Source organism: Microbacterium sp. PAMC22086 (assembly GCF_019443525.1).
GTDB lineage: Bacteria > Actinomycetota > Actinomycetes > Actinomycetales > Microbacteriaceae > Microbacterium > Microbacterium maritypicum.
The window spans coordinates 2,618,830-2,643,398 of sequence record NZ_CP080380.1; the positions used below are offsets into that span (position 1 = coordinate 2,618,830).

General features: G+C 67.5%; 23 protein-coding genes, 1 tRNA gene and 1 pseudogene. 5 read left to right on the plus strand and 20 right to left on the minus strand.

All coding sequences use genetic code 11. The features are described 5' to 3' along the window. Positions 1–3: 3 nt before the first annotated feature. The 6 genes and pseudogenes from KY497_RS13005 to KY497_RS13030 form a co-directional block, all read right to left on the minus strand. Positions 4–3,039, minus strand: coding sequence for a glycoside hydrolase family 2 TIM barrel-domain containing protein (locus KY497_RS13005; protein ID WP_258185690.1), 3,036 nt, complete (start codon positions 3,037–3,039; stop codon positions 4–6). After that, positions 3,036–3,893: a carbohydrate ABC transporter permease gene (locus KY497_RS13010; protein ID WP_229779022.1), complete on the minus strand. Its 858-nt coding sequence runs from the start codon at positions 3,891–3,893 to the stop codon at positions 3,036–3,038. The genes KY497_RS13005 and KY497_RS13010 overlap by 4 nt, the downstream gene beginning before the upstream one ends. Further along, on the minus strand, positions 3,886–4,854 hold the full coding sequence (locus tag KY497_RS13015) for a carbohydrate ABC transporter permease (RefSeq protein ID WP_219869213.1): 969 nt from the start codon (positions 4,852–4,854) through the stop codon (positions 3,886–3,888). The genes KY497_RS13010 and KY497_RS13015 overlap by 8 nt, the downstream gene beginning before the upstream one ends. A 2-nt stretch (positions 4,855–4,856) precedes the next feature. Beyond that, positions 4,857–6,143, minus strand: a complete 1,287-nt coding sequence (locus KY497_RS13020; protein WP_258185691.1) for an ABC transporter substrate-binding protein — start codon at positions 6,141–6,143, stop codon at positions 4,857–4,859. A 225-nt stretch (positions 6,144–6,368) separates the two neighbouring features. Further along, positions 6,369–7,559 carry a bifunctional 2-methylcitrate synthase/citrate synthase gene (locus KY497_RS13025; RefSeq protein WP_219869215.1) on the minus strand — a complete coding sequence of 397 codons (1,191 nt, stop codon included), beginning with the start codon at positions 7,557–7,559 and terminating at the stop codon, positions 6,369–6,371. A gap of 4 nt (positions 7,560–7,563) precedes the next feature. Beyond that, a pseudogene (locus tag KY497_RS13030) lies at positions 7,564–8,079 on the minus strand (oxaloacetate decarboxylase); the annotation flags it as partial. On the opposite strand from KY497_RS13030, the gene KY497_RS13035 reads away from it, so the two are divergent. Further along, positions 8,036–8,362 (plus strand): tyrosine-type recombinase/integrase, encoded by a 327-nt coding sequence (locus KY497_RS13035; protein WP_256934700.1) that lies wholly within the window; start codon positions 8,036–8,038, stop codon positions 8,360–8,362. The pseudogene KY497_RS13030 and the gene KY497_RS13035 sit on opposite strands and share 44 nt — an antisense overlap. On the opposite strand, the gene KY497_RS13040 is transcribed toward KY497_RS13035, so the two are convergent. From KY497_RS13040 to dusB, 6 genes are all read right to left on the minus strand, one after another. After that, positions 8,334–9,122 carry a hypothetical protein gene (locus tag KY497_RS13040; protein WP_218682843.1) on the minus strand — a complete coding sequence of 263 codons (789 nt, stop codon included), beginning with the start codon at positions 9,120–9,122 and terminating at the stop codon, positions 8,334–8,336. The two genes, KY497_RS13035 and KY497_RS13040, sit on opposite strands and share 29 nt — an antisense overlap. A gap of 200 nt (positions 9,123–9,322) precedes the next feature. Beyond that, positions 9,323–9,398, minus strand: a tRNA-Asn gene (locus KY497_RS13045). Between the two features lie 97 nt (positions 9,399–9,495). Further along, the gene (locus KY497_RS13050) at positions 9,496–10,269 is read right to left on the minus strand and encodes an ATP-binding cassette domain-containing protein (protein ID WP_219869216.1); all 774 of its coding nucleotides are present in this window, start codon (positions 10,267–10,269) and stop codon (positions 9,496–9,498) included. A 36-nt stretch (positions 10,270–10,305) separates the two neighbouring features. Further along, positions 10,306–12,165, minus strand: coding sequence for a DNA primase (dnaG, locus tag KY497_RS13055; RefSeq protein ID WP_219869217.1), 1,860 nt, complete (start codon positions 12,163–12,165; stop codon positions 10,306–10,308). Beyond that, the gene (locus KY497_RS13060) at positions 12,165–13,550 is read right to left on the minus strand and encodes a deoxyguanosinetriphosphate triphosphohydrolase (protein ID WP_055867706.1); all 1,386 of its coding nucleotides are present in this window, start codon (positions 13,548–13,550) and stop codon (positions 12,165–12,167) included. The genes dnaG and KY497_RS13060 overlap by 1 nt, the downstream gene beginning before the upstream one ends. Beyond that, a complete protein-coding gene (gene dusB / locus KY497_RS13065; RefSeq protein WP_055867704.1) occupies positions 13,540–14,694 on the minus strand; it encodes a tRNA dihydrouridine synthase DusB in 1,155 nt (384 codons plus the stop codon). Before dusB ends, KY497_RS13060 begins: the two co-directional genes overlap by 11 nt. 60 nt (positions 14,695–14,754) lie before the next feature. Here dusB and KY497_RS13070 point away from each other — a divergent pair, with 60 nt between their 5' ends. Continuing rightward, entirely contained in the window at positions 14,755–15,249 is a 495-nt protein-coding gene (locus KY497_RS13070; protein ID WP_141386086.1) for a glutathione peroxidase, read from the plus strand. On the opposite strand, the gene KY497_RS13075 is transcribed toward KY497_RS13070, so the two are convergent. After that, complete coding sequence (locus KY497_RS13075; RefSeq protein ID WP_055867703.1) at positions 15,246–15,932, minus strand: DsbA family protein; 687 nt, start codon at positions 15,930–15,932, stop codon at positions 15,246–15,248. The two genes, KY497_RS13070 and KY497_RS13075, sit on opposite strands and share 4 nt — an antisense overlap. A 69-nt stretch (positions 15,933–16,001) precedes the next feature. Here KY497_RS13075 and KY497_RS13080 point away from each other — a divergent pair, with 69 nt between their 5' ends. Next, complete coding sequence (locus tag KY497_RS13080; RefSeq protein WP_141386087.1) at positions 16,002–16,613, plus strand: AAA family ATPase; 612 nt, start codon at positions 16,002–16,004, stop codon at positions 16,611–16,613. Here KY497_RS13080 and KY497_RS13085 read toward each other — a convergent pair. Continuing rightward, on the minus strand, positions 16,553–17,356 hold the full coding sequence (locus KY497_RS13085) for an isoprenyl transferase (RefSeq protein WP_219869218.1): 804 nt from the start codon (positions 17,354–17,356) through the stop codon (positions 16,553–16,555). The two genes, KY497_RS13080 and KY497_RS13085, sit on opposite strands and share 61 nt — an antisense overlap. Next, positions 17,353–18,096 (minus strand): DNA repair protein RecO, encoded by a 744-nt coding sequence (gene recO, locus KY497_RS13090; protein ID WP_055867697.1) that lies wholly within the window; start codon positions 18,094–18,096, stop codon positions 17,353–17,355. Before recO ends, KY497_RS13085 begins: the two co-directional genes overlap by 4 nt. Before the next feature lie 34 nt (positions 18,097–18,130). Here recO and KY497_RS13095 point away from each other — a divergent pair, with 34 nt between their 5' ends. Beyond that, complete coding sequence (locus KY497_RS13095; RefSeq protein ID WP_055869141.1) at positions 18,131–18,829, plus strand: trimeric intracellular cation channel family protein; 699 nt, start codon at positions 18,131–18,133, stop codon at positions 18,827–18,829. Positions 18,830–18,978: 149 nt separating this feature from the next. Here the strand turns inward: KY497_RS13095 and leuA are convergent, their stop codons facing one another. Further along, the gene (leuA, locus tag KY497_RS13100; RefSeq protein ID WP_219869219.1) at positions 18,979–20,733 is read right to left on the minus strand and encodes a 2-isopropylmalate synthase; all 1,755 of its coding nucleotides are present in this window, start codon (positions 20,731–20,733) and stop codon (positions 18,979–18,981) included. 193 nt (positions 20,734–20,926) lie between these two features. Here leuA and KY497_RS13105 point away from each other — a divergent pair, with 193 nt between their 5' ends. Next, positions 20,927–21,574 carry a hypothetical protein gene (locus KY497_RS13105; RefSeq protein WP_229778866.1) on the plus strand — a complete coding sequence of 216 codons (648 nt, stop codon included), beginning with the start codon at positions 20,927–20,929 and terminating at the stop codon, positions 21,572–21,574. 1 nt (position 21,575) lies between these two features. On the opposite strand, the gene KY497_RS13110 is transcribed toward KY497_RS13105, so the two are convergent. The 4 genes from KY497_RS13110 to KY497_RS13125 form a co-directional block, all read right to left on the minus strand. Continuing rightward, positions 21,576–22,394 carry a zinc-binding dehydrogenase gene (locus KY497_RS13110; protein WP_258185692.1) on the minus strand — a complete coding sequence of 273 codons (819 nt, stop codon included), beginning with the start codon at positions 22,392–22,394 and terminating at the stop codon, positions 21,576–21,578. A 150-nt stretch (positions 22,395–22,544) separates the two neighbouring features. Continuing rightward, on the minus strand, positions 22,545–23,018 hold the full coding sequence (locus KY497_RS13115) for a hypothetical protein (protein ID WP_219869220.1): 474 nt from the start codon (positions 23,016–23,018) through the stop codon (positions 22,545–22,547). Further along, a complete protein-coding gene (locus tag KY497_RS13120) occupies positions 23,015–23,995 on the minus strand; it encodes a hypothetical protein (protein ID WP_219869221.1) in 981 nt (326 codons plus the stop codon). Before KY497_RS13120 ends, KY497_RS13115 begins: the two co-directional genes overlap by 4 nt. After that, a complete protein-coding gene (locus tag KY497_RS13125) occupies positions 23,988–24,515 on the minus strand; it encodes an RNA polymerase sigma factor (protein WP_219869222.1) in 528 nt (175 codons plus the stop codon). The genes KY497_RS13120 and KY497_RS13125 overlap by 8 nt, the downstream gene beginning before the upstream one ends. Between the last annotated feature and the right edge of the window lie 54 nt (positions 24,516–24,569).

The following is a 24,569-nucleotide window of genomic DNA, read 5'->3' on the forward strand; positions in this document are numbered from 1 at the left end:
GGCTCAGCGGTTCTGGATGCCGCGGAACGCGAACCGGAACTCGAGGTCTCCCGTCGGCAGGAGGTAGCGCTCCAGCGGACGCGAACCCCAGGAGTCGTCGCCGGCGACACCGCGGCGCATCAGCGCCGGCCGCACGATCGTGCGGTGGATGGGAGGCAGCTCGTTGGGATGCAGCGCGCTCTCGATCTCGGCGGGCGTCCAGCTCAGCGCCGAGAACTCCATCGTCGGATCGCCTTCGAAGCGGAGGCCCGCGCCACGGGCATCCGTCACCTCCGCCCATCGCACCCCGGTGCGATTACCCGCCTCCTGCGGACGGATGTACGGCGTGAGCATCTCGGGGATGCTCCGGTCGTAGACCCCCAGCCGCGCGCCCGCGCGGCGGTCGACGTAGCACTCCTCCGGCCCCTCGCCGTACCAGCGCACCCGGTCGTAATCGGCGGGCATCGCCAGCATCGTCGCGAACTCGGGCATCTGCGGGAGCCCGTCGGGAACGTGCATCCGCTGGGTGACCTCCACCCGGCCCGAGCCGTCGATGAGGTAGCTCAGGTCGCAGTACGTCGCCGGGTTCGTCGGCAGTTCGTAGCGGTAGCCGATGCGCACTCCCCCGTCGACGTGCTCGATCGAGATGTCCGCCGGCTCGTGGAAGCGGCTCGCGCGACCGTACCTGCTGGCGAGCAGCCACTGGCCCTCTTCGAACGGTCCGCCCCAGCCGCGCTCGTTCGACGTCGGGGCGTGCCAGAAGTTCGGGGTGACGACCCCGGAGAGCAGCTCCCGGCCACCGGTGCGCGTCTCGCCGAAGCGGTACGAGGTCAGCCCGTTGAAGATGCGCGAGAACAGCACGTGGAAACCGGCCCCGTGCACGCCGATGCTCAGCGTGCCCGGGACCACTGTCGGCGGCGTGAGGCACACCCGCGCCGGCGGTGCGCCGAAGCTCAGCACGTGCTCGCCCCAGGCGACCTCGTGGCCGGCCGGCGCCCACGCCGTCCCGGCGCGCAGGTGCAGCGAGACGACGATCGCGTACTCCCCCGGCTTCGCCGGCACCGCGACCGGCAGCGGGTACGTCTGCATCTCGCGCGGAGCGACGTCGGTGTCGACGACTCCGGTGGCCACGACCCGCCCTTCCCGCGCGATCGTGACGCGGGTCTCATAGGCGGCCGACGAGGTCGACATCAGACGGTTCGTCAAGGTGAACGAGGTGCCCGTGACGTCGACGACGAAGCCCTGGTAGAGCCGCTTCATCTCCTGTGCCATCGGCGTGGGCGTGTGGTCGGCGAAGAAGATGCCGTTGCCGCTGAAGTCCTGATCGTGCGGCGCCTCGCCGTTGTCGCCGCCGTAGCCGAAGAACTCCCGGCCGTAGCGGTCGCGCATCAGGATCGCCTGATCGGCGAAGTCCCAGATGAAGCCGCCCTGGAACAGCTCGTCGCGGTGGGCCAGTTCGACGTACTCGTCGACCGCGCCGAAGGAGTTGCCCATCGCGTGCGCGTATTCGCACACGATGAACGGCTTGTCGCGGTGCGTGCGCAGGTACTCCTCGATGCCGGCGGCCGGGGTGTACATCTGGCTCGCGATGTCGGTGGTCTGCGGGTGGCGGGGGTCCCAGTGCACGCCCTCGTAGTGCACCGGCCGGTCGTCGGCCGATCGGAACCAGTCGGCCACATCGCGCAGCACGCTGCCGCCGAAGGACTCGTTGCCGCACGACCAGATCACCACGCTGGGGTGGTTCTTGTCGCGCTCGAGCATGCTGCACGCGCGGTCGAGGGCGGCCTCGCGCCACTGGTCGTGATCGCCGGGGATCGCGGTGTCCAGCGGCTCGTCGAAGTGGTTGATGCGCGCCCAGCGGCCGTGCGTCTCGAGGTTCATCTCGTCGATCACCAGCAGGCCGTATTCGTCGGCGAGCGCGTAGAACGCCGAGTCGTTGGGGTAATGGCTGGTGCGCACCGCGTTGACGTTGTGCGCCTTCAGCATCCGGATGTCGGACTCGGTGAGCTCTCGCGACGGGACCCGTCCGTTCAGCCCGAATTCGTGCCGGTTGATGCCGTTGAAGACGACCCGCGCGCCGTTGAGACGGAGCACGCCGTCCTCGATGGCGAAGCGCCGGATGCCGATGCGCTGCGGAACCACCTCGGTGAGCCGCCCGTCGGCGTCGCGCACCTCGACGACGAGGTCGTAGAGGTGCGGATGCTCGGGGCTCCACAGCCGCGGGTCGTCGAACCGCACCGTGAACGCGCCGTCGGCGCCCTGCGCGAGTTCGCCGACGCCGTCGAGGCGGGCGGCGATCGTCCCCGCCGCGCCTTCCAGCGCGATCTGCAGGCGGACCTCGGCGGATGCCAGATCATCGGCGACCACGGTGGTCACGCGGATGTCCTGGGCGTGCACGGCAGGGCGGCGGTAGAGCGTCACGTCGCGGAAGATGCCCGAGAACCGGAAGAAGTCCTGGTCCTCCAGCCACGAGCCCGCACTGTAGGTGAACACCTGCGCCACGATCCGGTTCTCGCCCTCGACCAGCGCGGGGGTGAGATCGAACTCCGACGGCGTGAAGCTGTCGGTCGCGTAGCCGATGTACCGGCCGTTCATCCACAGCGCGATCGCGCTCTCCGCACCGTGGAAGGTCACGCTCAGCCGCTCTGCCGGTGCGAGCGGCCGGTCGAGCGTGAAGGTGCGCACGTAGCATCCGATCGGGTTGTCGCGCTCGGGGACCTGCCCCGGCTCGATGTCCTCCTGACCGTCCCACGCGTACCCGACGTTGACGTACTGCGGCCGGTCGTACCCCTCCAGCTGCAGGTGCGAGGGCACCGGGATGTCATCCCACCCCGAGACGTCGCGCGACGGGTCGGCGAGATCGGCCGGCACCTGCCCCTGGTTGCGGGCGCAGAAGAACTTCCACAGGCCGTTCAGCGACTGGTCGAACGAGCTCGTCCCGTCGCGCGCCTCGTCGAGGTCGGCGAACCAGCGGTGATCGGAATGTGCGGGCATCCGGTTCTCGGAGACGAACGTCGGGTCGGCGATGCGATCGATGTCGAAAGCGGGATGGAATGTCACTTGATGGCTCCGGTGATCCCCTGTGCGAACGCGCGCTGCAGGATGAGGAAGATGAAGATGGTCGGAAGGGATGCCAGCAGCACGGCGAGCATGAGCACGCCGTAGTCGGTGACGTACCCGGCGGTGAGGTTGGCGATGAGCATGGGCATCGTCTGGACGGCGTTGTCGAGCAGGATCACGCGCGGCCAGAGGAAGTTGTTCCACGACGCCATGAACGTGATGACCGCGGCGGCCGCGAAGGTGGACTTCATCGTCGGCACGTAGATGCGCCAGAAGATGGCGAGCTCCTTCAGGCCGTCGATGCGGGCCGCCTCGATGATCTCGTACGGGAACGAGCGCGACGCCTGCCGGAACAGCAGGATCAGCAGCGGCGTGGAGATGGAGGGGATGATCACCGCCAGCAGCGAGTTGACCATGCCCACCTCTGCGAACATGCGGAACAGCGGGATCATGATCGCCGCGAACGGGATCATCATCGCCAGCATCAGGACCGCCATTACGACGTCCTTGCCCCGCGAGTGATAGATCTCGAACCCGTAGCCGGCGATGCCGCAGACGATCAGCGCCAGCACGGTGGTGCCCACGGCGATCAGGAACGAGCTGATCATCGCCGCGCCGATGTCCTGCTGGGAGGTCAGCGCCACCAGGTTGTCGATGAGGTGCCCGCCCGGGGTCATCCGCGAGCCGAGCACGTCACGGGTGGAGTTGGTCGACGAGACCAGCATGAAGTACAGCGGGAAGACCGAGAACAGGGCGAACACCGTCAGGAAGGCGTAGCCCGGCACGCGCCGCCATGCGAAGCGCCTGCTTCGGAGCCGTGTCTTCGCGGCCGCGTCCGGCAGGAGGCTAGTCACGCTTGTCACCCACCTTCATCTGGATGATCGCGAGCACCGCGACCATGATCAGGATCACGTACGAGATCGCCGAGGCGTAGCCGACGTTGGGGTTCTTCAGGAACGCCAGCTCGTAGAGGTAGTGCGACATCGACATCGAGCTGTACGCCGGGCCGCCCTTGGTCAGCGCCCAGGACTCGTCGAACAGCTGCAGGGTGCCGTTGATCGACATGATCGCGGTGAGCACGATCATCGGGCGCAGCTGCGGCACGGTGACGAACCAGAACGTCTTGAAGGCGCCGGCACCGTCGATGCGCGCGGCCTCGAGGGTGGACTGGTCGACGTTCTGGAGTGCGGCGAGGAAGAAGATCATGTTGTAGCCGGTCCACCGCCACAGCAGGCCGATGACGATGACGATCCGCGCCGTCCAGGGCTCGCCGAGCCAGTTGAGCGGGTCGTGCATGAGGCCGAGCCCCATCAGCACGTCGTTGACCAGCCCGTCGGTGGCGAACATGGTGCGGAACACCAGCGAGTACGACACCAGCGATACGGCGCACGGCAGGAAGATCATGGTGCGCCAGAGGCCCTTCGCCCGCAGCTTCGGGTCGTTGAGCAGGTTGGCGAGCACCATCGCCAGGATCAGCATGATCGGCACCTGCACGACCAGGTAGAACACGGTGTTGAACATGGTCAGCTGGAAGATCTCGTCCTCCAGCAGCCGGCCGAAGTTCATCCACAGCGGCTCGGCCCAGTCCAGCCGCGATCCTCGGCCCGTCTGCAGGGCGAGGACGAACGCCTGGATCATCGGCACGAAGCTCAGCAGCGTGATCAGAAGGGCTGCCGGGAGCAGGAACCCCCATCCGGTGAGGTTCCGGCGCCGTGCGGTGTGCAGCCACGGGCCACGCGGGGTGAAGTCCGGCGGAGGGGTGCTCCGCCGCTGACGGCGCGGTGTGTCGGCCGTCACGATCGCCTGGGTCGCCATGATCAGTTCATCGCGAACTCGACGTTGGCCTGGGCCTCGTCGAGTGCCTCGTCGATGCCGGTGCCGCCGAGGATCTTGGTCATCGCGGCGCTGACCGCGTCACGGCCCTCGTAGTAGTAAACGCCGGTGTTGTTGCTCGGCACCTGGGCGCCGAACTCGACGACCTGCTGGAAGATCGGCTGACCGCCGAAGAACTCGCTGGGCTGCGCGTAGACGCTGCTGTCACCCGCGGGGATCCAGTTGGCCACGGCGCCGGACTTGGGCAGGATCGTGTCGTAGAAGTCGGTGGAGCCGGCGAAGGTGGATGCCAGGAAGTCGGCGGCCAGCTCGGCGTCGCCGGTCGAGCTGATCGCCCACGACGAGCCGCCGTTGGCGGAGTAGTTCGTGGCGCCGGGCACGCCGTCGAGCTTGGGCAGGTCGGTGATGGCCCACTTGCCCGCCTGGTCGTCGGCGGTCTGGATCGAGCCGGTGATCCAGATGCCGTTGATCGTGCCGGCGACCGAGCCGTTCACGAAGGTGCTGATGTACTCGTCCCAGGAGTTGACCTCGACGAGAACGCCCGATTCGACCAGCTCGGCGTACACCTCGATGGCGTCGACGAGCTCGTCGTTGCCGGCGATGGTGGGCTGGCCGTCGGCGTCGAACAGGCTGGCGCCCGCCGACTGCAGGATCATCATCAGGATGTCGGAGGAGCCGGCGACGCCGGACAGCAGCGGCTTGCCGGTCTTGGCCAGCACGTCCTCGGCCTTGGTGAGGTACTCGTCCCAGGTGATGCCGGTGAAGTCGTCGACGGTGTAACCGGCCTCGGCCAGCACGTCGGTGCGCAGCGCGTTGATCGCGGTGCCGGAGTCGAAGGGCACGCCGTACTGGTCGCCGTCGATCTGCGAGTACGCGGTGACGCCGTCGGGGAACTGCGAGAAGTCGATCTCGGAGCCCGAGTAGTCGCTGAACAGGTCGGGGTAGTTGATGACGTTCTTCTGGAAGGCGTTGTTCTGCATCAGGAAGATGTCTGGCAGCTGTTCGAACTGCTGCGACTGGGCGATGGTGGTGAGCTTGGCCTGCAGGTCGTCCCACGGGGTCTCGATGATCTCGAGCTCGAACTCGGGGTGATCGGCCTGGTACGCCTTCTCGGCCTCTTCCATCGCGTAGATGTTGAACGCCGGATCCCAGGCCCAGACGGTCAGCTTCTGGTCGCCGTCGGAACTGCTGCCGGCGCCTGCGCTGCCGCATGCGGTCAGTGCGAACAGGGGAAGGGTGACTGCGGCAGCCGTCGCCGCAAGTCGTGTCATGCGCTTCATCGAAACATGTCCTCTCGTTGGATCGGGATGGCCGCGGAACGGGATCTCCGGCCCGCCGGGACGGTCGTTGTCACCGGCTGCACTAGAAATGATCACGTAAACATTTTGCGGTGAGCAAGAGGCGTTATCGGATTGTAAGCAATTTCGCAGGTACGCGGGGGCCTCGCGCCAGTCAGCGGAGGTGCCGCCCTGCCCTACCGGGCAGGGCGGCTCGGATCAGCCGATCGCCTCTTCCGGGCGCTCCTGCACGTCGATCGCGGCGGTGTCGGCGACGTAGCCGTCGATGTGCCGTTCGTCGACGCCGTTGTACGCCGACAGCGGGCGGATCAGCGCGTTCGAGGCCTGCTGCTCGAGGATGTGCGAGGTCCAGCCGACGATGCGCGCCGCGATGAACAGCGGGGTGAACGTGAGCGTGTCGTAGCCGATCAGGTTGTACGCCGGACCCGACGGATAGTCGAGGTTCGGGTAGATGCCCTTGCGCGAGACGAACTCGCGCTCGAGGGTCTCGTACAGCTCGGCGACGTCGGGGCGGTAGTAATGCTCGACGAGGGTGTCGAGCGCCGCCTTCATGGTCGGCACGCGCGAGTCGCCGCGCTTGTACACCCGGTGGCCGAAGCCCATGATCTTGCGCTTCTCCGCGAGCGCGGCGTCGAGCCAGGGCACCACGCGGTCGGCCGAGCCGATCTCGTCGAAGATGTGCATCACCGCCTCGTTGGCACCGCCGTGCAGCGGGCCCTTCAGGGCGCCGATCGCACCGACGACGGCCGAGTACAGGTCGCTCAGCGTCGAGGTGATCACCCGCGCGGTGAAGGTCGACGCGTTGAACGAGTGCTCGGCGTACAGGATCATCGAGCGGTTGAACGCGTCGACGACGGCGGGCTCGGGCTCGTCGCCGAAGGTCAGCCAGAGGAAGTTCGCCGCGTAGTCGAGGTCGTCCCGCGACTCGATCGCCTCCTGCCCGCGGCGACGGCGCTGGCCGTACGACACGATCGCCGGCAGCACGGCGAACAGCTGCAGGCTCCGCTCCAGATTCTCTGAAGGTGTGCCGACGGCATCCAGCACGTTGCCGGTGCCGGCGGTCTCGAAGGCACCGATCACGCTCACCGCGGTGCGCACCTCGTCCATCGGGTGCGAGTCCAGCGGCAGCGCGTCGATGGCGGCCTTGACCTCTGGGGAAAGCGCGCGGTGCGCGCGTTCGGCGCTGCGGAACTCCGCCAGCTGCTCCGCGGTGGGAAGCTCGCCGTGCCACAGCAGGTACGCCACCGCCTCGAACGGCTGCATGGCGGCGAGCTCCTGCACCGGATAGCCGCGATAGAGCAGGCTATTGGTCTCGGGGTTGACCTTGCTGATCGCCGTGACGTCCGCGACGACGCCGGCGAGGCCCTTCTTGATCTCGGTCTCGCTCATCTGGTCACTCCTTCGTGATGGTGAAGTTGAACACTCCCGAGTCGAAGTGGTTGTGCGACTCGTAGTCGATCAGGTCGTAGAGGTCGGCGCGGTGCTGCATCTCGCCGAGCTTCGAGGTCAGGTGCCCCTCGTCGTTCAGCGTATCGAGTGCGCGGCCGGCGGCGCCCATCGCGATGCGCAGCAGCGACACCGGCCAGATCACGATGTTCACCCCGACGTCGCGCAGCTGATCGACCGAGAACAGCTCCGACTTCCCGAACTCGGTCATGTTCGCCAGGATCGGCACGTCGACGGCATCCCGGATCGCGGCGAACTCCGAAAGCGACCGCATCGCCTCGGGGAAGATCGCGTCGGCCCCGGCATCCGCCAGCGCCTTCGCGCGATCCTTCGCCGCCTCGAGGCCCTCCACCGCGGCGATGTCGGTGCGCGCCATGATCAGGAAGTTCTCGTCGCGCCGGGCGTCGACGGCGGCGCGGATGCGCTTGACCGCGGTGCCGGAGTCGACCACCGCCTTGCCGTCGTTCGACATCGCATCTCTGAAGCGCTACTACTTCAAGCCGGTGCTGAAGCGGCTCGGGCTGGAAGACTTCAGTTGGCACGATCTCCGCCACTTCTACGCGACGACGCTCGTCCACTCGCCGCGCTACTCAGACAAGCAGGTGCAGGAGTGGATGGGTCACGCGAGCTACGCGTTCACGTTGGATCGCTACGGCCACGCGCCCGAAGAAGAGATCGTTTCGATGCCGTTCGACGACATCTACGCAAGGTCTAACGTCACGCCGATGGAGCGCCGGGCCGTCTGACAAGGGCGCCCGACGTAAACCACTGCACAAGCGGCACGGTGAGCAACACAGCCGCCTCCGCCTCAGCCTGGGTCGGCTTGCGATAGCCGTTACCGCCGTGGCGACGTTCCTGGCCGACCCAGAGCGCCTCGGCCATCTTCACCGGAACATCCGCGTCCGGTGTCGGCAGATCGAGCTTCCAGTCCTTCTGTCCCTTCATCACGCTAATCATCTTCCCGAGAGTCGACTTGGAGTCCTTCGGTGTCACAACGTGTACTCCCGCCTCCTCGACCGCCTTGATCGACTTTTCATAGGCCTCTTCGGGATCGGGGTCTTTGCCGAACGCGGCGTGCCACGCTTCGGCGAGCAAAGTCCCCGCTGAACTCGAACCCTGGATGACCTCCGTTGCGGCCATGGCTACACCCTCAGGCACCCGCTTCTCGAGCGCCGCATTTCCATCACGCTCGGCGATTGTCCACTCAGATCCGCTCTCACTCAGGATCTGTTCGAGGAGTCCGAGAACTGTCTCTGCGTCTGACCTCTGCGAAGCGACGTAAACCAGGTAGTCGATGAAGTCGAGAAACTCGGCGGATCCCATCGACGAGAGCAGGTAAGCTGCTCCGCCCGAGCGATACCCGTCGACAAGGGATTTCTTGCGCCGCACCGCTGTTTCATAGTCCATGAGAATGGACACTCGTGGGCGCTTCTCTACGTTTCCCCAGTCGTTGAGGTACTCCTCCGCGCCGACATACGTTGCCCAAGCTAGAAGTTGTCTTTCCATCCATGAGGGCACGCCCGGGTGCAGAGCTTCAAGCTCCGCTGGATCTGCGCCACGTCGTTTCCAAGCCACATCACCATCTTGGCCGACCCTGCCGACAACTGGGTAAGGAGGAGCGCTGATTTCGCGCTGACCAGCGTACGTAGGCGGGAAAAGGAGAAGGCCCGGACACTGATTTTGCTCAGTAATTCCGGGCCTTCTATTGGCTCCCCGGCTTGGACTCGAACCAAGAACCTGCCGGTTAACAGCCGGCTGCTCTGCCAATTGAGCTACCGAGGAATGTGCACCGCTGAGCGGGCAACTCGACAAGCTTAGCAAACTCCGGGAGGTGTTCACGACACCGAGGCGCCGCTCGGGGATGCCGGGCGTGTCGGACTCAGTGCCGCGAATCCGACTCCGCGTTCGGCACCCAGAGCAGATCCTTGCCCACGCCACGGGCGACCACGTGCCCACTGCGGAGCATCAACGTCTCGGCATTCAGCTCGCGGATGAAGTCGGCGTCGTTGGTCACCAGGAGAGCGGCCATCGACTGCTCCTTGCGGCGACGGGTGATCGCATCGAAGACGACCGGCCGCACCTCGAGGTCGAGGTTCGCGAGCACCTCGTCGGCGATGAGCACCTTCGGCTCCAAGACGAACGACCGGGCGATCGCCACACGCTGACGCATGCCGGCACTGAGCTCATAGGGGAACTTCGCCGCCGTGCCGAGGGGCAGGTGCAGCTCGTCCAGCAGCGTCGCCACACGGATCGAGAGCGCCTTCGTGTTCACCCGACGCTCGCGGATGAGGATCGGCTCCGCGATCACCTCGTTCACGGTGAGCCGCGGCGGCAGGTCGGCGCCCGCACCCTGCGGTACGAATCCGGTGCGATAGGTGAGGATCCGGTGCTTGCGGCCAGGCCGGCGCACATCGACGCCGCACACCTGGGCCCTCCCTCCGACGACCTTGACCGAGGGATCGGTGGAGCCGGCGAGGGCGGCGACCAGCGTCGACTTGCCGGAGCCGGTGGGCCCAGCGACGCAGATCAGACCGCCGGGCGCGAGCGAGAAGGTGACGCCGTCGACGGCACGCGTCGGCACCCCGTGGCCGATGCGGTCGATCACCAGATCAGAGCAATCGATCGCGTTCGTGGATTCGGGCCTACGGGACATGACTCCATCCTGCCCTCTGCGCGATGCCGGTCGGGGTTACGACTCGGCGAAGCGCTGACGCTCCGCATCGATGTCGCGCAACCGCATCCGCAGCGCGCGGCCTCCGTCGGAATCCGCGGGCACTCGCTGCACCGCGCCGAGGAGCTCCTGCTTCTCGCGCTCGAGATGACGGAGCACGAGTCGACGGGTGAGGTCGGCCACGGTGGCGACGGCTCGCTCTTCGTCGCGGGCGGGGAACGGCGTCATCAACAGCTCCCCCGCGAGCGAACGGTAGGGCTCACGGACGCTGTTCACCGCCTCGGTCACCCACCCGGCCCTGGTGCGGTCGGGGGCGGCGGCGACGGCCTCGCGCACGGCGTCGAGACCGGGGGTCCGGAACGGCGCCTCCAACGCCCTGTTGAGGAGGGCCTGATCGACCTGATGGCCGTACTGCAGGGCGCCCATCAGCGCGTCGCGTTCGACGGCGACGTCGGGGCTGCGCGGCAGGCTCGACAGAGTGACCGGAGCGACGACGGGAGCGCCCGTCACCGCATCGGTCAGCGGAGCCTCCCGACGCACCTGCTGCGGAGTCGACGCGCCGCGTGCCGCGCGTTCGACCTCGCTGCGCACCTCAGTGGGATCCATCCCGAGCCGGCGCGCCAGCACCCGCTCGTATCCCGGGCGAAGAAGCTGGTCGCGGATCTCGGCCACGATGGGCGCGGCCGCACGCAGCGCGCCGACCCGCCCCTCCACGGTGGAGAGATCGAAGCCGCCGAGCTTGCGGTCGATCGCGAACTCGAACATCGGCTGCTTCGCGTCCATCAGCCCGCGCACGGCCGCATCTCCGCGCTGGAGTCGCAGGTCGCACGGATCCATGCCGTCAGGGGCGACGGCGACGAAAGTCTGCGCGTTGAACCTGTCGTCCTCCGTGAATGCACGCAGGGCCGCCTTCTGTCCCGCCTCGTCTCCGTCGAAGGTGAAGACGACCTCGCCCGAGGCGTTGTCATCTCCCATCACCCGGCGCAGGACCTTGATGTGCTCGGTGCCGAACGCCGTGCCGCAGGTGGCGATCGCGGTCGTGAGACCCGCGAGGTGGCAGGCCATCACATCGGTGTACCCCTCGACCACGACGACACGGCGAGGATCCCCGCGAGCGATGTCACGCTTGGCGAGGTCGAGCCCGTAGAGCACCTGCGCCTTCTTGTAGATCGGCGTCTCGGGGGTGTTCAGGTACTTCGGCCCCTGGTCGTCGTCGAACAGTTTGCGCGCGCCGAAACCGATGGTCTGTCCCGACACGTCCCGGATCGGCCACACCAGCCGCCCACGGAAGCGGTCGTACACGCCGCGCTGTCCTGTCGAGACGAGACCCGCGTTGCTGAGTTCCTCGCGCGTGAATCCCTGCGCGGTGAGGGCCTTGAGCATCCCGTCCCACCCGCGCGGGGCGAAACCGACGCCGAAATGCGCGGCAGCACCCGCATCGAACCCGCGCTCGCCCAGGAAGCGACGCCCGGCCTCGGCATCGGGGGTGAGCAGTTGCGCGCGGAAGAACTCCGCCGCCGCGGTGTTGGCAGCGTACAGACGGCTGCGACCGCTGGTCTCGGGAGCCGCTCCCCCGTCTTCGTAATGCAGCGTGTATCCGATGCGCCCGGCGAGACGCTCCACGGCCTCGGTGAAGCTGACGTGATCCATCTCCCGCAGAAACGAGTAGACGTCGCCGGATTCCCCGCAGCCGAAGCAGTGGTAGTACCCCACCTGCTGGCGCACATGGAAGCTCGGGCTCTTCTCGTCGTGGAAGGGACACAGTCCCTTGAGGGATCCGACCCCGGCCGATCTGAGAGCCACACGCTCACCGATGATGTCGGCGATGTTCGTCCGCGCCTTCACCTCGTCGACGTCGGCCTGCAGGATCCGCGGCATCAGTGCGCCCCTTCGACCACGGGCAGCCGCTCGGCGTGCGCCTGCGCGCCCGGACGGGGGTGACGCGGAGTCCAGATCCCGACCTCGGCCGGATCGATCTCGCCGACGAGCCGGTTGTGCCAATCGATCGCGCTCTGGTCGGTGAGGCTCGCGATCTGATCCACCACGACCCTGGCGCGCTCGGCGTCGTTCTGCGCGGCGACGAAGTCGGCCGCGAATGCAGGCTCGAGCACATCGGAGCCCGCGGACCACAGCGCGTCGGTCGACCAGAGGGCGTCGGCGAGCCGCTTGAGCACGCGTCGCTGCTCCTTGTAGACGCCCTTGCGGGCTTCGATCGTGACGATCGCCTGGCCCATGATGCCCTTGAGGACCGCGATCTCCACCTCGATCACGCGTGGCACCACGACGTGGGCGTTGTAGCGCACCAGGGCGGTCGAGCCGTACGCCTCCTTCGTGGCGGAGACCGAGGCACGGGCGAAACGTCCGATCAGGTCGCTCGTCAGGTTCTTGAGTCGGGCGAGTGCCTGACGGGAGCGGTCGAACGACGACAGCCACATCGGCTGCGATGCCAGGCGGTACAGAGCATCGGCGAGCTCGTCGCGCGTGAAGTCGTAGCCCACCCACTGCTGGATGCGTCCGACGAGGGCATCGTGCTGGCGCGGATCGGCGAGCTGGGCGACGTCGACGTAGCCGTTGACGATCGCATCCTCGAAGTCGTGGACCGAGTAGGCGATGTCGTCGGAGAGGTCCATGATCTCGGCCTCGATGCAGCGCAGACGCCCCGGTGCCCCCTCGCGCATCCAGCGGAAGACCGCCTCGTCTTCGGGGTAGACGCCGAACTTCAGGCGACCACCCGGGTCCGGAACCGGGCTGTCGACCGTCCACGGGTACTTGCACGTGGCGTCGAGACTGGCGCGGGTGAGGTTCAGTCCGACCGAGCGGTCATCGTCGTCGAGGACCTTCGCCTCGAGTCGGGAGAGGATGCGCAAGGACTGCGCATTCCCCTCGAACCCTCCGATGGGCTCGGCCCATTCGTTGAGCGCCCGCTCGCCGTTGTGGCCGAAGGGAGGGTGGCCCAGGTCGTGGCTGAGGCACGCGGTGTCGACGACATCGGCCGAGACGCCGAGGGCGACCGCGAGCTCACGCCCGACCTGTGCGACCTCCAGGGAATGCGTCAGGCGGTTGCGCGCGAAGTCGGCTGTACTGGCGGGGCTGAGCACCTGCGTCTTCGCGGCGAGCCGGCGCAGCGCTGCGGAATGCAGCACCCGCGCGCGGTCGCGGGCGAAGTCGTTGCGCTCGGAACGGTGGGTCTCGGCGAAGAAGCGCTCGGCATCGCGCGCGTCATAGCCGTCGGCGCGCAGGCCGACCTGGGGATCAACCACCACTGTTCTCGATCTCCGCTCCACGCATCATCTCGGAGGCCGACGATGCGAGCTCCCGAGACTCCAACCACTTGTCGGGCAGCGCCGTGCGCTTGGGGTGACCTGACCGACCGCGCTGGCCCTCGGCATCCGCACCCGGGTACGGCGCGGTGTGGTCGAGGCGCCCGAGGAAGTCGTCGATCTCCGCGAGGCTGGACGCGGTGGCGAGCCCCGTGCGGATGTCGCCGCCGACCGGATACCCCTTGAAGTACCAGGACACGTGCTTGCGCACGTCGCGGCACCCGCGGTCCTCATCCTCGAAGAACTCGACGAGAAGCTCTGCATGACGCCGGAAGGCGTTCGCGACGAATCCGAGCGTGGCATCGACGGTCTTGCCCTCGCCGCCGAAAGCCGTCGCCAGCTCGCCGAACAGCCACGGGCGTCCGAGGCAGCCGCGTCCGACCACGACGCCGTCGCAGTCGGTCTGGGCCATCATGCGCACCGCGTCGTCGGCCGACCAGATGTCGCCGTTGCCCAGCACAGGAATGCTCGTGACGGCCTGCTTGAGCTCGCCGATGGCATTCCAGTCGGCGAAGCCGGAGTAGAACTCGCTCGCGGTGCGGGCGTGGAGGGCGACCGCAGCCGCACCGGCATCTTCGGCCGCGCGTCCGGCGTCGAGGAACGTCAGGTGATCGCGGTCGATGCCCTTGCGCATCTTCACCGTGAGCGGCACGTCACCTGCGGCCTTGACGGCCTGGTCGACGATGTCGGCGAACAGCTTCGATTTCCAGGGCAGCGCCGCTCCCCCGCCGCGGCGGGTGACCTTCGGCACCGGGCACCCGAAGTTGAGGTCGATGTGGTCAGCGTGATCCTCGGCCACGATGATGCGCACCGCCTCGGCGATGGTCTTCGGGTCGACGCCGTAGAGCTGGATCGACCGCGGCGTCTCCGACTCGTGATGGCGGATCAGCCGCATCGTGGTCTCGTTGCGCTCGACCAGGGCACGCGAGGTGATCATCTCGCTCACATAGAGCCCGGCGCCGTACTCACGGCACAGACGCCGGAAGGCGGTGTTGGTGATCCCCGCCATGGGGGCGAGGACGACCGGCACGTCGAGATCGATCGGACCGATGCGAAGGGGGCGGGCGGGGGCGGTGGCGAGAGTCATGTCCCCTCCATTCTCCCAGACGCAGAGCCACGAGGGATGCTGCGATCTAAGCTGTGAAGTATGACCGATTCCGCGCTCCGCACGATCCCGTTCACCGACGCGAAGGGCGAGGAGAAGACCATCGACGATCTCGGCGCCGACGTGGTGCTGGTCGTGAACGTCGCCTCCAAGTGCGGCCTCACGCCCCAGTACGAGCAGCTCGAGGAGCTGCAGCGTCTGTACGGCGACCGCGGGTTCACGGTCGTCGGCTTCCCGTGCAACCAGTTCTTCGGCCAGGAGCCCGGCTCGGTGGACGACATCCTCGAGTTCTGCTCGACGACCTACGGCGTCACGTTCCCGGTCAACGACAAGGTCAAGGTGAACGGGAAGAACGCCGCGGAGCTCTACAAGGCGCTCAAGGAGACCCCGGACGCCGGCGGCAAAGCCGGCCGGGTGGAGTGGAACTTCGAGAAGTTCCTCGTGCTGCCGGATGGGGACGTCCTGCGCTTCCGCCCGAAGCAGAAGCCGGACGCCCCCGAGATCGTCAGCGCGATCGAAGCGGCTCTGACCCGCTAGACCGCTGCGGTCTCCGTCTCGCTCTCTCCGCGCTTCGACCAGAGGTCGCGAAGGACGTTCTCGAATGCGGCGGGCGGCTGGGCGCCGCTGATGCCGTACTGGCCGTCGACGACGAAGAACGGCACGCCCTGGATGCCGTAGGCGCGAGCCTGAGCCTGGTCCTGGCGAACGGCCGGAAGGAACTCTTCGCTCTCGAGCGCCGCACGTGCTCGATCGGCGTCGAGGCCGACCTCGACCGCGAGGTCGACGAGGTCGTCGATGCGCCCGACGTGCTTGCCCTCGGTGAAGTAGGCGGACATGAGCCGCTCCTCCATCTCGTGCTGACGCCCCTCGGCCTTCGCGAAGTGCAGCAGCTCGTGTGCCTTCACCGTGTTGGTGTGCTGCAGCAGATCGAAGCGGTACTCGAGCCCCGCGTTCGCGGCCACGCCGGTCACGTTCGACAGCATCTGCTCGACCTGCTCGCGCGGCATGCCCTTGTGCCCGGCGAGGAAGTCGACCTCGTCACCGTCGAAGTCGACGGGAGTGTCGGGCGAGAGCTCGAACGAATGGAAGGTGATGTTGACCTGCGGCGCATCCTCATCGGCCGCGACCGCTTCGAGACCCTTCTCGAGGTTGCGCTTGCCGATGTAGCACCAGGGGCAGGCGATGTCGGACCAGATGTCGATGGAGATGGGTTCAGTCACACTTTCATCCAACCGCATGCGCCTATGAGCTATTCCTCGGCGCCGCGCCACGGTGGGTAGGATTCTCGGATGTTCTGCGCCGACGATCCGCTCCCGTTCACCCCGGAGCGGGTGCTGGTGGCCGGCGTCTCCGGATCGGGGAAGACCACGTTGTCTGGTCGCATCGGCGCACTGTGGGGACTGCGCCACATCGAGATCGACGGCCTGTTCCACGGGGCGAACTGGACTCCGAGGCCCGAGTTCCTCGACGACGTGCGCGACTTCGCCGCCGAAGATCGATGGGTCACCGAATGGCAGTACACGAGCAAGGGCACCGACGCGATCCTCGCACCGCGCGCCCAGCTCGCGCTCTGGCTCGACTACCCCTACCGTGTGGTGCGCGGCCGTCTGATGCGGCGCACCCTGGCCCGAGGCATCCTGCGGCGAGAGCTCTGGAACGGCAACCGCGAGAAGGGACCGTGGAACCTCCTCAACCGCGATCCCGAGGAGAACATCCTGGCGTGGCAGAGGGCGACACTGCACAAATGGCACGAGCGGTTCCCGGAGATGCAGGAGCGCTTCCCGCACCTCACCGTCGTGCGGCTGCGGCATCCGCGGGAGACGGAGCGATGGCTGCGGTCTCAGGCCGACGCGTCAGGAGTGTCGATCGCGCCGCCGAAGCGGCGGTCCCGGGCGAGGTAGACGCCGATCGCCCGCCACAGTTCCTCACGTGAGAAGTCGGGCCAGAGCGTGTCGAGGAACACCATCTCGGCGTATGCCGACTCCCACAGCAGGAAGTTCGAGGTGCGCTGCTCCCCCGAGCTGCGCAGGAACAGATCGACGTCCGGCATGTCGGGCACGTAGAGGTTCCGACGGATCATCTTCTCGCTGATCGCCTTGGGCTTCACCCGCCCGGCGGCGACGTCTTCGGCGATGGCCCGCATCGCATCGACGAGCTCGACCCTGCCGCCGTAGTTCACGCACATCGTGAGGGTGAGCACGTCGTTGTCGCGGGTCAGCTGCTCGGCGTACTGCAGCTCCTTGATGACGCTCCCCCACAGCCGGGGCTTGCGGCCGGCCCAGCGGATGCGCACGCCCCATTCGTTGAGCTGGTCACGACGGCGATGCAGCACATCGCGGTTGTAGCCCATGAGGAAGCGGACCTCTTCCGGAGAGCGCGCCCAGTTCTCGGTGGAGAAGGCATAGACCGAGAGGTGCTTCACCCCCGCCTGTATCGCGCCGGCGACTACGTCGAGCAGCACCTCCTCGCCCGCTTTGTGTCCTTCGATGCGAGTGAGTCCCTGGCGGTTGGCCCAGCGTCCGTTCCCGTCCATCACGATCGCGACGTGCGCGGGTACGGCGCGGAACGCGGGCGGATACGCGCCCGTCCAGTCCAGCGGGCGATAGGCCACGGCGTCTTTGTGCGTGTACGGCTTCGGGCTCACCGTTCTCCTCCTGAAGTGATGTCGGACACGTGGGCGAGCGAGCGGATGCCGCGCTCCAGGTGCCATTGGGCGTAGGCGGAGACGAGTCCGGACGCAGCGGCGGTGTCGGCGTGCGGAGCGGCGTCGATCACGTCCCACTCCCCCGCGATGAGAGATCGGAGCAGGCCCAGGGTCTTCTCGGCGACGCGCGGGCTGCCGGCGGGGGCGCAGTTCTGGCACACCACGCCGCCCAGCTGCGCGACGAACCGCGAGTGCGGCCCTGGTGTGCCGCACCGTGCGCACTCGTCGAGCGAGGGCGCCCACCCGGACAGCGACATGACCCGCAGGAGGTACGAATCGAGGATGCTCCGGGCGACGTGCTCTCCGCGCGACAGCGCCCGCAGTCCACCCACGAGGAGCAGGTACTGATCGGGAGTCGCCTCCGCGTCGCTCAGGCGGTCGGCGGTCTCGACCATGGCGTTCGCCGCGGTGAAGCGGTCGTAGTGCGCGGCGATGTCCGTTCCGTAGGAGCCGAGCGACTCGGCCTGCTGCACGATATCGAGGGAGCGGCCCTGGTAGAGCTGCACGTCGGCCACCATGAACGGCTCGAGCCTGGCACCGAATTTCGACGACGTCCGGCGCACACCCTTGGCCACCGCCCTGACCTTGCCGTGGCGTCGCGAGAGCATCGTGACGATGCGATCCGCCTCACCGAGTTTGTGGGTGCGCAGGATCACCGCTTCGTCTCGATAGGTGGGCACCCTTCGATTATCCTCCGTGCGCGAGAATGGACGCGTGACCGAACCGCTCTTCACCATTCCGCTGTGGGCGGACCTGCTCGGCGTCGGCCTCGGCGGGGTCCAGGGCGCGATGTTCGCATCGGGGTTCCAGGGCCAGCGTCGGCTCGATTGGCTGGGTGTCGCCATCATCGGCATCATGATCGGCATGGGCGGAGGTCTGATCCGCGACATCCTGCTCGGGCAGACGCCCGCGACGCTCCAGAACCAGTGGTATCTGGTGACGGCAGGCGGCGCCGCGCTCCTCGGGATGCTGCTGTCCGGCCTCTTCACCCGCCTGAACACGGCGATCGTCGTGCTCGATGCCGTGGTGATCGGCATGTTCGGCGCTTTCGGGACGAGCAAGGCCCTCGCATTCGGCATCCCCGAGGTGCCGGCCGTCTTCATCGGCGTCTGCGCCGCCGTCGGCGGCAGCGTGCTCCGCGACATGCTGATGGGCCTGCCGACCGCGATCATGCACGTCGGCTCGCTCTACGCTGTGGCCGCCGGCGCGGGGTGCACGTTCATCGTGATCGCCGTGGCGCTGGGGATGCCGATCACACTCGCCGCGGTCGTCGGCATCGCGGTCACCGCTGTCATCCGGGTCCTCGCCGTGACCTTCGACGTCTCCCTGCCGGAGCAGCGGCGCATCTACCGTCGCAAGGTCGCCGCCGAGACGGGTGCCATCGCGATCGTCAAGCCCGGCATCGACCTCTGACGCGGGCGGCATCCCGAGCCCGGCTCACGCCGTGAGGACGAGGAGACCGCACGCGCCGACGTGCCCTGCGCGGACGACCGTCAGCGCAGATGCAGGCGACGGCGGCCGGGATCCGCAGGGGATTCCGGCCGCCGCCTGTGCGTGGACGATCAGACCGCCGCGAGCTCCTGCTGACGCGTGCGGATCGAGCGGTTCACTCCCGACACGATCGCCTTGAGCGACGCCGTCGAGATGTCGCCGTCGATGCCGACGCCCCACAGACGCTGGTCACCGACCTGCAGTTCGACGTAGGCCGCGGCCTGCGCGTCACCGCCGGCGCTGAGAGCGTGCTCGACATAGTCGTACACCGTGATGTCGAAGCCCTGTGCGCGCAGCACCTCGACGAAGGCAGCGACCGGACCGTTGCCGTTGCCGGTGACAGACACCTGCTGGTCGTCGTCGCGCAGCACGACGTCGAGCACGACCTCGCCGGACATGTCGCTGCGGGTCTGCGTCGCGAGCAGTTCGAAGCGTCCCCACTTGGCCGCGGTGTCGGCGGCGGGCAGATACTCGTCGTTGAAGATCGACCAGATCTGGTCGCTCGTGACCTCGCCGCCCTCGGCATCGGTCTTCGCCTGCACGACACCGGAGAACTCGATCTGCAGCTTGCGGGGCAGGTCGATGGCGTGGTCGGCCTTCAGCAGGTAGGCGACGCCGCCCTTGCCGGACTGCGAGTTGACGCGGATGACGGCCTCGTACGAACGCCCCAGATCCTTCGGATCGATGGGCAGGTACGGCACCGCCCACTCGATGTCGTCGACCGTGACGCCCTCGGCCTCGGCACGAACCGCCATGGCCTCGAAGCCCTTCTTGATCGCGTCCTGGTGCGATCCGCTGAACGCGGTGAAGACCAGGTCGCCCGCCCACGGGCTGCGCTCGGGCACCGGCAGCTGGTTGCAGTACTCGACCGTGCGCTTGACCTGGTCGATGTCGCTGAAGTCGATCTGCGGGTCGATGCCCTGGGTGAACAGGTTGATGCCCAACGCGACGATGTCGACGTTGCCCGTGCGCTCTCCGTTGCCGAACAGGCAGCCCTCGATGCGATCGGCACCGGCCATGTAGCCGAGCTCAGCGGCAGCGATCGCGGTACCGCGGTCGTTGTGCGGGTGCAGCGACAGGATCACGTTCTCGCGATGCGCGAGGTGGCGGCTCATCCACTCGATCGAGTCGGCGTAGACGTTGGGCGAGGCCATCTCGACGGTCGCCGGCAGGTTGATGATGACCTTGCGGTCGGGGGTGGGCTCGAAGACCTCGATCACCTGGTTGCAGATGTCGACGGCGAACTCGAGCTCGGTGCCGGTGTAGCTCTCGGGCGAGTACTCGTAGTAGACGTTCGTGTCGGGAATGGTCTTCTCGAACTGACGACACAGGCGTGCGCCCTCGAGCGCGATGTCGATGATGCCCTGCTTGTCGGTGCGGAACACGACTTCGCGCTGCAGCACGCTCGTGGAGTTGTAGAGGTGCACGATGGCCTGCTTCGCGCCGGTGATCGACTCGTAGGTGCGGGCGATGAGGTGCTCACGAGCCTGGGTCAGCACCTGGATCGTGACGTCGTCCGGGATCAGGTTCTCGTCGATGAGCTGGCGGACGAAATCGAAGTCCGTCTGGCTCGCCGAGGGGAAGCCGACCTCGATCTCCTTGTACCCCATGCTGACGAGCAGCTCGAACATCACGCGCTTGCGCTCGGGCGACATCGGGTCGATCAGGGCCTGGTTGCCGTCGCGGAGGTCGACCGCGCACCAACGGGGCGCCTCGGTGATGCGGGCGTCGGGCCAAGTGCGGTCAGGCAGGTGGACGTTGATCTGCTCGTGGAACGGCCGGTACTTGTGGATCGGCATCGCGGACGGGCGCTGAGTGTTCTGCATGATGGGGCTTCTTCTCTTCGTCAAGATGAACGGGCCAACACAAGCGCCGCGACGAGGAAGGCCCTAGCTTTAGGACTCGTCGCGGCAGCTAAGAAGAAGCAGACCGCCGAAAGGCATGAGGTCATGGTAGCAGGGATGCCACGACGGTTTCGACGAGGCTGAGACGATCACGGCGGTGACGACACTCCCCGGTATGAGCACATCGCAGCGTCGCCTGGCCATCGCCGCGGCCTCAGCCGTCGGCCTCCTGTTCCTGAGCGCGTGCACGTCGGGCCCCGGAAGCTCCGCGGCCCCTACGAGCACGACGGTGCCCTCCGACCAGCGCCTCGAGAACGTCCGCCCCGATCTCCCTGACGGGCGCGTCATCGGGGTGGGCACGGTGCTGGACGTGGCAGGCGACGTGCAGCTGTGCATGGGCGCGATCAGGGAGTCGCACCCTCCGCAGTGCAGCGGAGTCCCTCTCGACGACTGGTCCTGGGAGGGCGTGGAGGGAAGCGAGTCCAGCGGGGAGACCACCTGGGGGGCCTATGCCGTGTATGCGACATTCGACGGCGAGCGACTCACCAACACCGACGCCCCCATCATGCTCGCGCTGTACGACCCGATCGCTCCGGACGATCCGACGGGCGGGGTGGACGGCGCGACGCCGAGCGATGAGCTCACCCGGATCCAGGACGACATCTCCGCACGTCTCGGCGAGGAGGCACTCGCTCTCCGCACCGATCGCGGGTACGTCTGGCTGAGTGTCGTGTGGGACGACGGAAGCATGCAGGATGCCGTCGATGCCGAGTACGGCGACGACGTCGTGATCGTGGCCTCCGCGCTCCGCGAGATCGACTGATCTACGGGACCAGCGCGAGCTTGCCGCCGGGATGCCCGGTGGCAAGGAGCCGATGCGCCGCGGGTGCCTCGCCCAGGGCAAAGGCGCGGGCCACGGGGACGACGAGATCGCCGTTCTGCGCCAGGGCGATCAGCTCGCTGCGTATCTCGTCGCGGAAGCGGGCGCTTTCGGGCATCGAACCCGCGATGAACGTGATGCCGTCGGTCGCGGCTCTACCGGCAGCGGCGATCGTGACGATCCGCCGACGGTCTCGGACGAGTTCGAGGGACACGTCGACAGCCTCGGTCGTCCCCACCGCATCCAGCGCCGCGGCGATCGGATCGCCCGCCAGGTCGCGCACGCGACCAGCGAGCCCCGGGCCGTACTCCACCGGAATGCCCCCGAACCGTCGTACCTCGTCGAAGCGGGCCTCGCTGGCCGTTCCGATGACGCGGACGCCGCGGAGTCGCGCCTGCTGCAACACGCTCACCCCGACAGCGCCGGAAGCGCCATGGAGAAGGATCGTCTCCCCCGGCGCCGCACCGGTGACGGCGAGCATCTCCGCGGCGGTCGTGCCGACGAGCAGCAGGTTCGCCGCCTCAGGATGCGTGAGAGTCGACGGCTTCGCGAACACCTTCTCGGCGGGTACGGTGATCTCGGTCGCGTAGCCGCCGCGCACGCGGAAGGCGATGACCTCGTCACCGATGTCGACGGCGCCCGAACCGATCCGGGTGTCCGCGCCGATCGCCGAGACCTCCCCCGAGATCTCGTACCCGATCGGGACGGGCAGTTCGGCGCCCGGGCGGGCGGCAGCCACATGCTTCGCGTCTGCGGGGTTCACCCCGGCGGCGAGGACACGGATCGTGACCTCACCCTTCTGCGGGGAAGGAGTGTCGTGCTCGACGAACTCCCAACTGTCGGGTGGCCCCAGGCCGTCGCGACCCAGTGCCGAGACTGCGGAGTACTGACCGACATGGTGCCCGACCCCGGCTCAGAGGACGCAGCGGAGGTTGTTGACCGCAGCGCCGAGGTTCGCCCAACTTCCCGCATTCACCGTGGCCACGGTGGCGCTCCCGTACCGTGCCTGAACATAGCCGGTACCACGAGCGTTGGCGACCAATTTCGCGATGAACGTCGAGGGAATCGTGTTGACGCTGCACAGGCTGAACGTCAGCTTGTTGCCGCCGAGCGCCCCGGCGCTGTAGGCACAGAGCCGATCGGTCGCACAGCTGCCGACCGAACGCACTGATCTGGTGGAGACGGACCTGATCGAGAGTTCCATACCGAGGGCGGGCCACACAGCATGTGTCGAATCGATGATCACGCCGCCGGGCACTTCCTCGAGCATCGCGATGATCTCGGGATCGACAGTGTCGTCACCCTGCGGTGCTGCCTGCGCGGGCGTCACTCCGAGCGTGAGCATCGCGCCCAGCGCCGCCGCTGCGACGATCGTGCTCCACGTCATCTGATCGCCTCCTCATCGATGTCCCACATCCGATAGGAGATGATCGAACCGGCGGCGTAGACCTCGTCTGCGATCAGGACTGTGCGTTCGACGCCGACGATCCTCCCGGTATCACGTGAGACCAGGATCAGATCGCTGGCGGCGCCGTCCGGTGACACCACCCTGACTCCGCTCACATCACGCCCCAGACGGTCCTTCGTCACTCCGAGCGCCTCACCGCCCTGCGCCTCCTCGAGGAGTCCGAGCAGTTCGCGGTGTTGAGCATTCGTCAGCGTCCATTGATCGAGGACCGATGTGAAAGCCAACTCGACGTCGTATGCCGTCGGGTTCTCCGGCATGCCGAAGGCACGGAGGATGGCGATCATGTCTTGACGAGTCTCGCCGGGCACTTCTGTCCAGGGCGTGTAGAAATCGCCGGGCGCCATCACGAGGTCGGTGACGACCTCCCCGCTGCTGGTCACCTCAGCGGCGTTGCTCGCGACCGCGTCCTCAGGGTCGTAGGGAACACCGGCGATGATCGTCATGCGACCCGAGCCGTCCGGTTCCCACGTGAGCGTGGAGAGCTGCGGCACCACCTTGCTGACCTTCGCCTCGACTTCGACCGAGAATCCCCAGGAAGCGGTCCTGACGGTGCGCTCCGGCGCCGCGGGTCCGGTCGAACCGGCGAGAGCCGTCTCGGCGTCGTCGACCACCTGGGCGACCGTGGTCGCGCCTTCGAAGTCGAGAGGCGACGGCATCCCCGCCACCGCGGCACCCTGAGGAGAGAACACGGCGAATGCCAACGCCATCGATGCGGCGACTGCCGTCAGACCGGAGGCCCAGCCCCAGGCACGTCGACGCCGTCTGCGGGGCGCCAGGCTCGTGCGGAGGATGCGGTCACGTGTGGCAAGCGCCCGCGCATCGGGCGCAGCGTCACGGGGCGTCAGCGCGGGGTCGGCTTCGCTCAGCATCCGTTCGAGCACGGCGTTGTCAGTCATCACCCGTTGTCGCCCCCTCCAGGCCCAGCTCCGCGCACAGGCGATGCCGCGCGCGTCCCAGCGTCTTGCGCACTCGGAACTCGGAAGCACGCATCAACTCCACGATCTCCCCCACCGCGAGTCCATCCCAGTACGTGAGCATGATGATACGCCTCTGTGCTGGGGTGAGGACAGACAAGGCGCGGAGGACTTCGACACGGCCGCGCTGATCCGGTCGGCCCTCTTCGCCGGAGAGTCCCAGATGCACCGCGTCGAGCGCACCATACGGAGTGGACGATCGACCCGAACGCGCACGTAGCCTCCGATCCGCGGCGCGCAGCAGCCAGACGCGACTGGGCGGTCGCGCGGGTCTGAGCTTCGTCCACGCGAGAAGGAACACCTCCGAGACGATCTCGGTGACTTCTTCCTCCGCACCGACCACACCCTCGATGTGATGGCGCACTGCCGCCCAGTGCTCGTCGAACACTCGGGTGAAGACCTCGGTGCGCAGCGGATCCGGGTCTTCGCTGCGACCGCTCATGTCGCCGGGGTCGGCGGTCTTCCCGCCGCCATCGACGTGGTGCCGGACGTCATC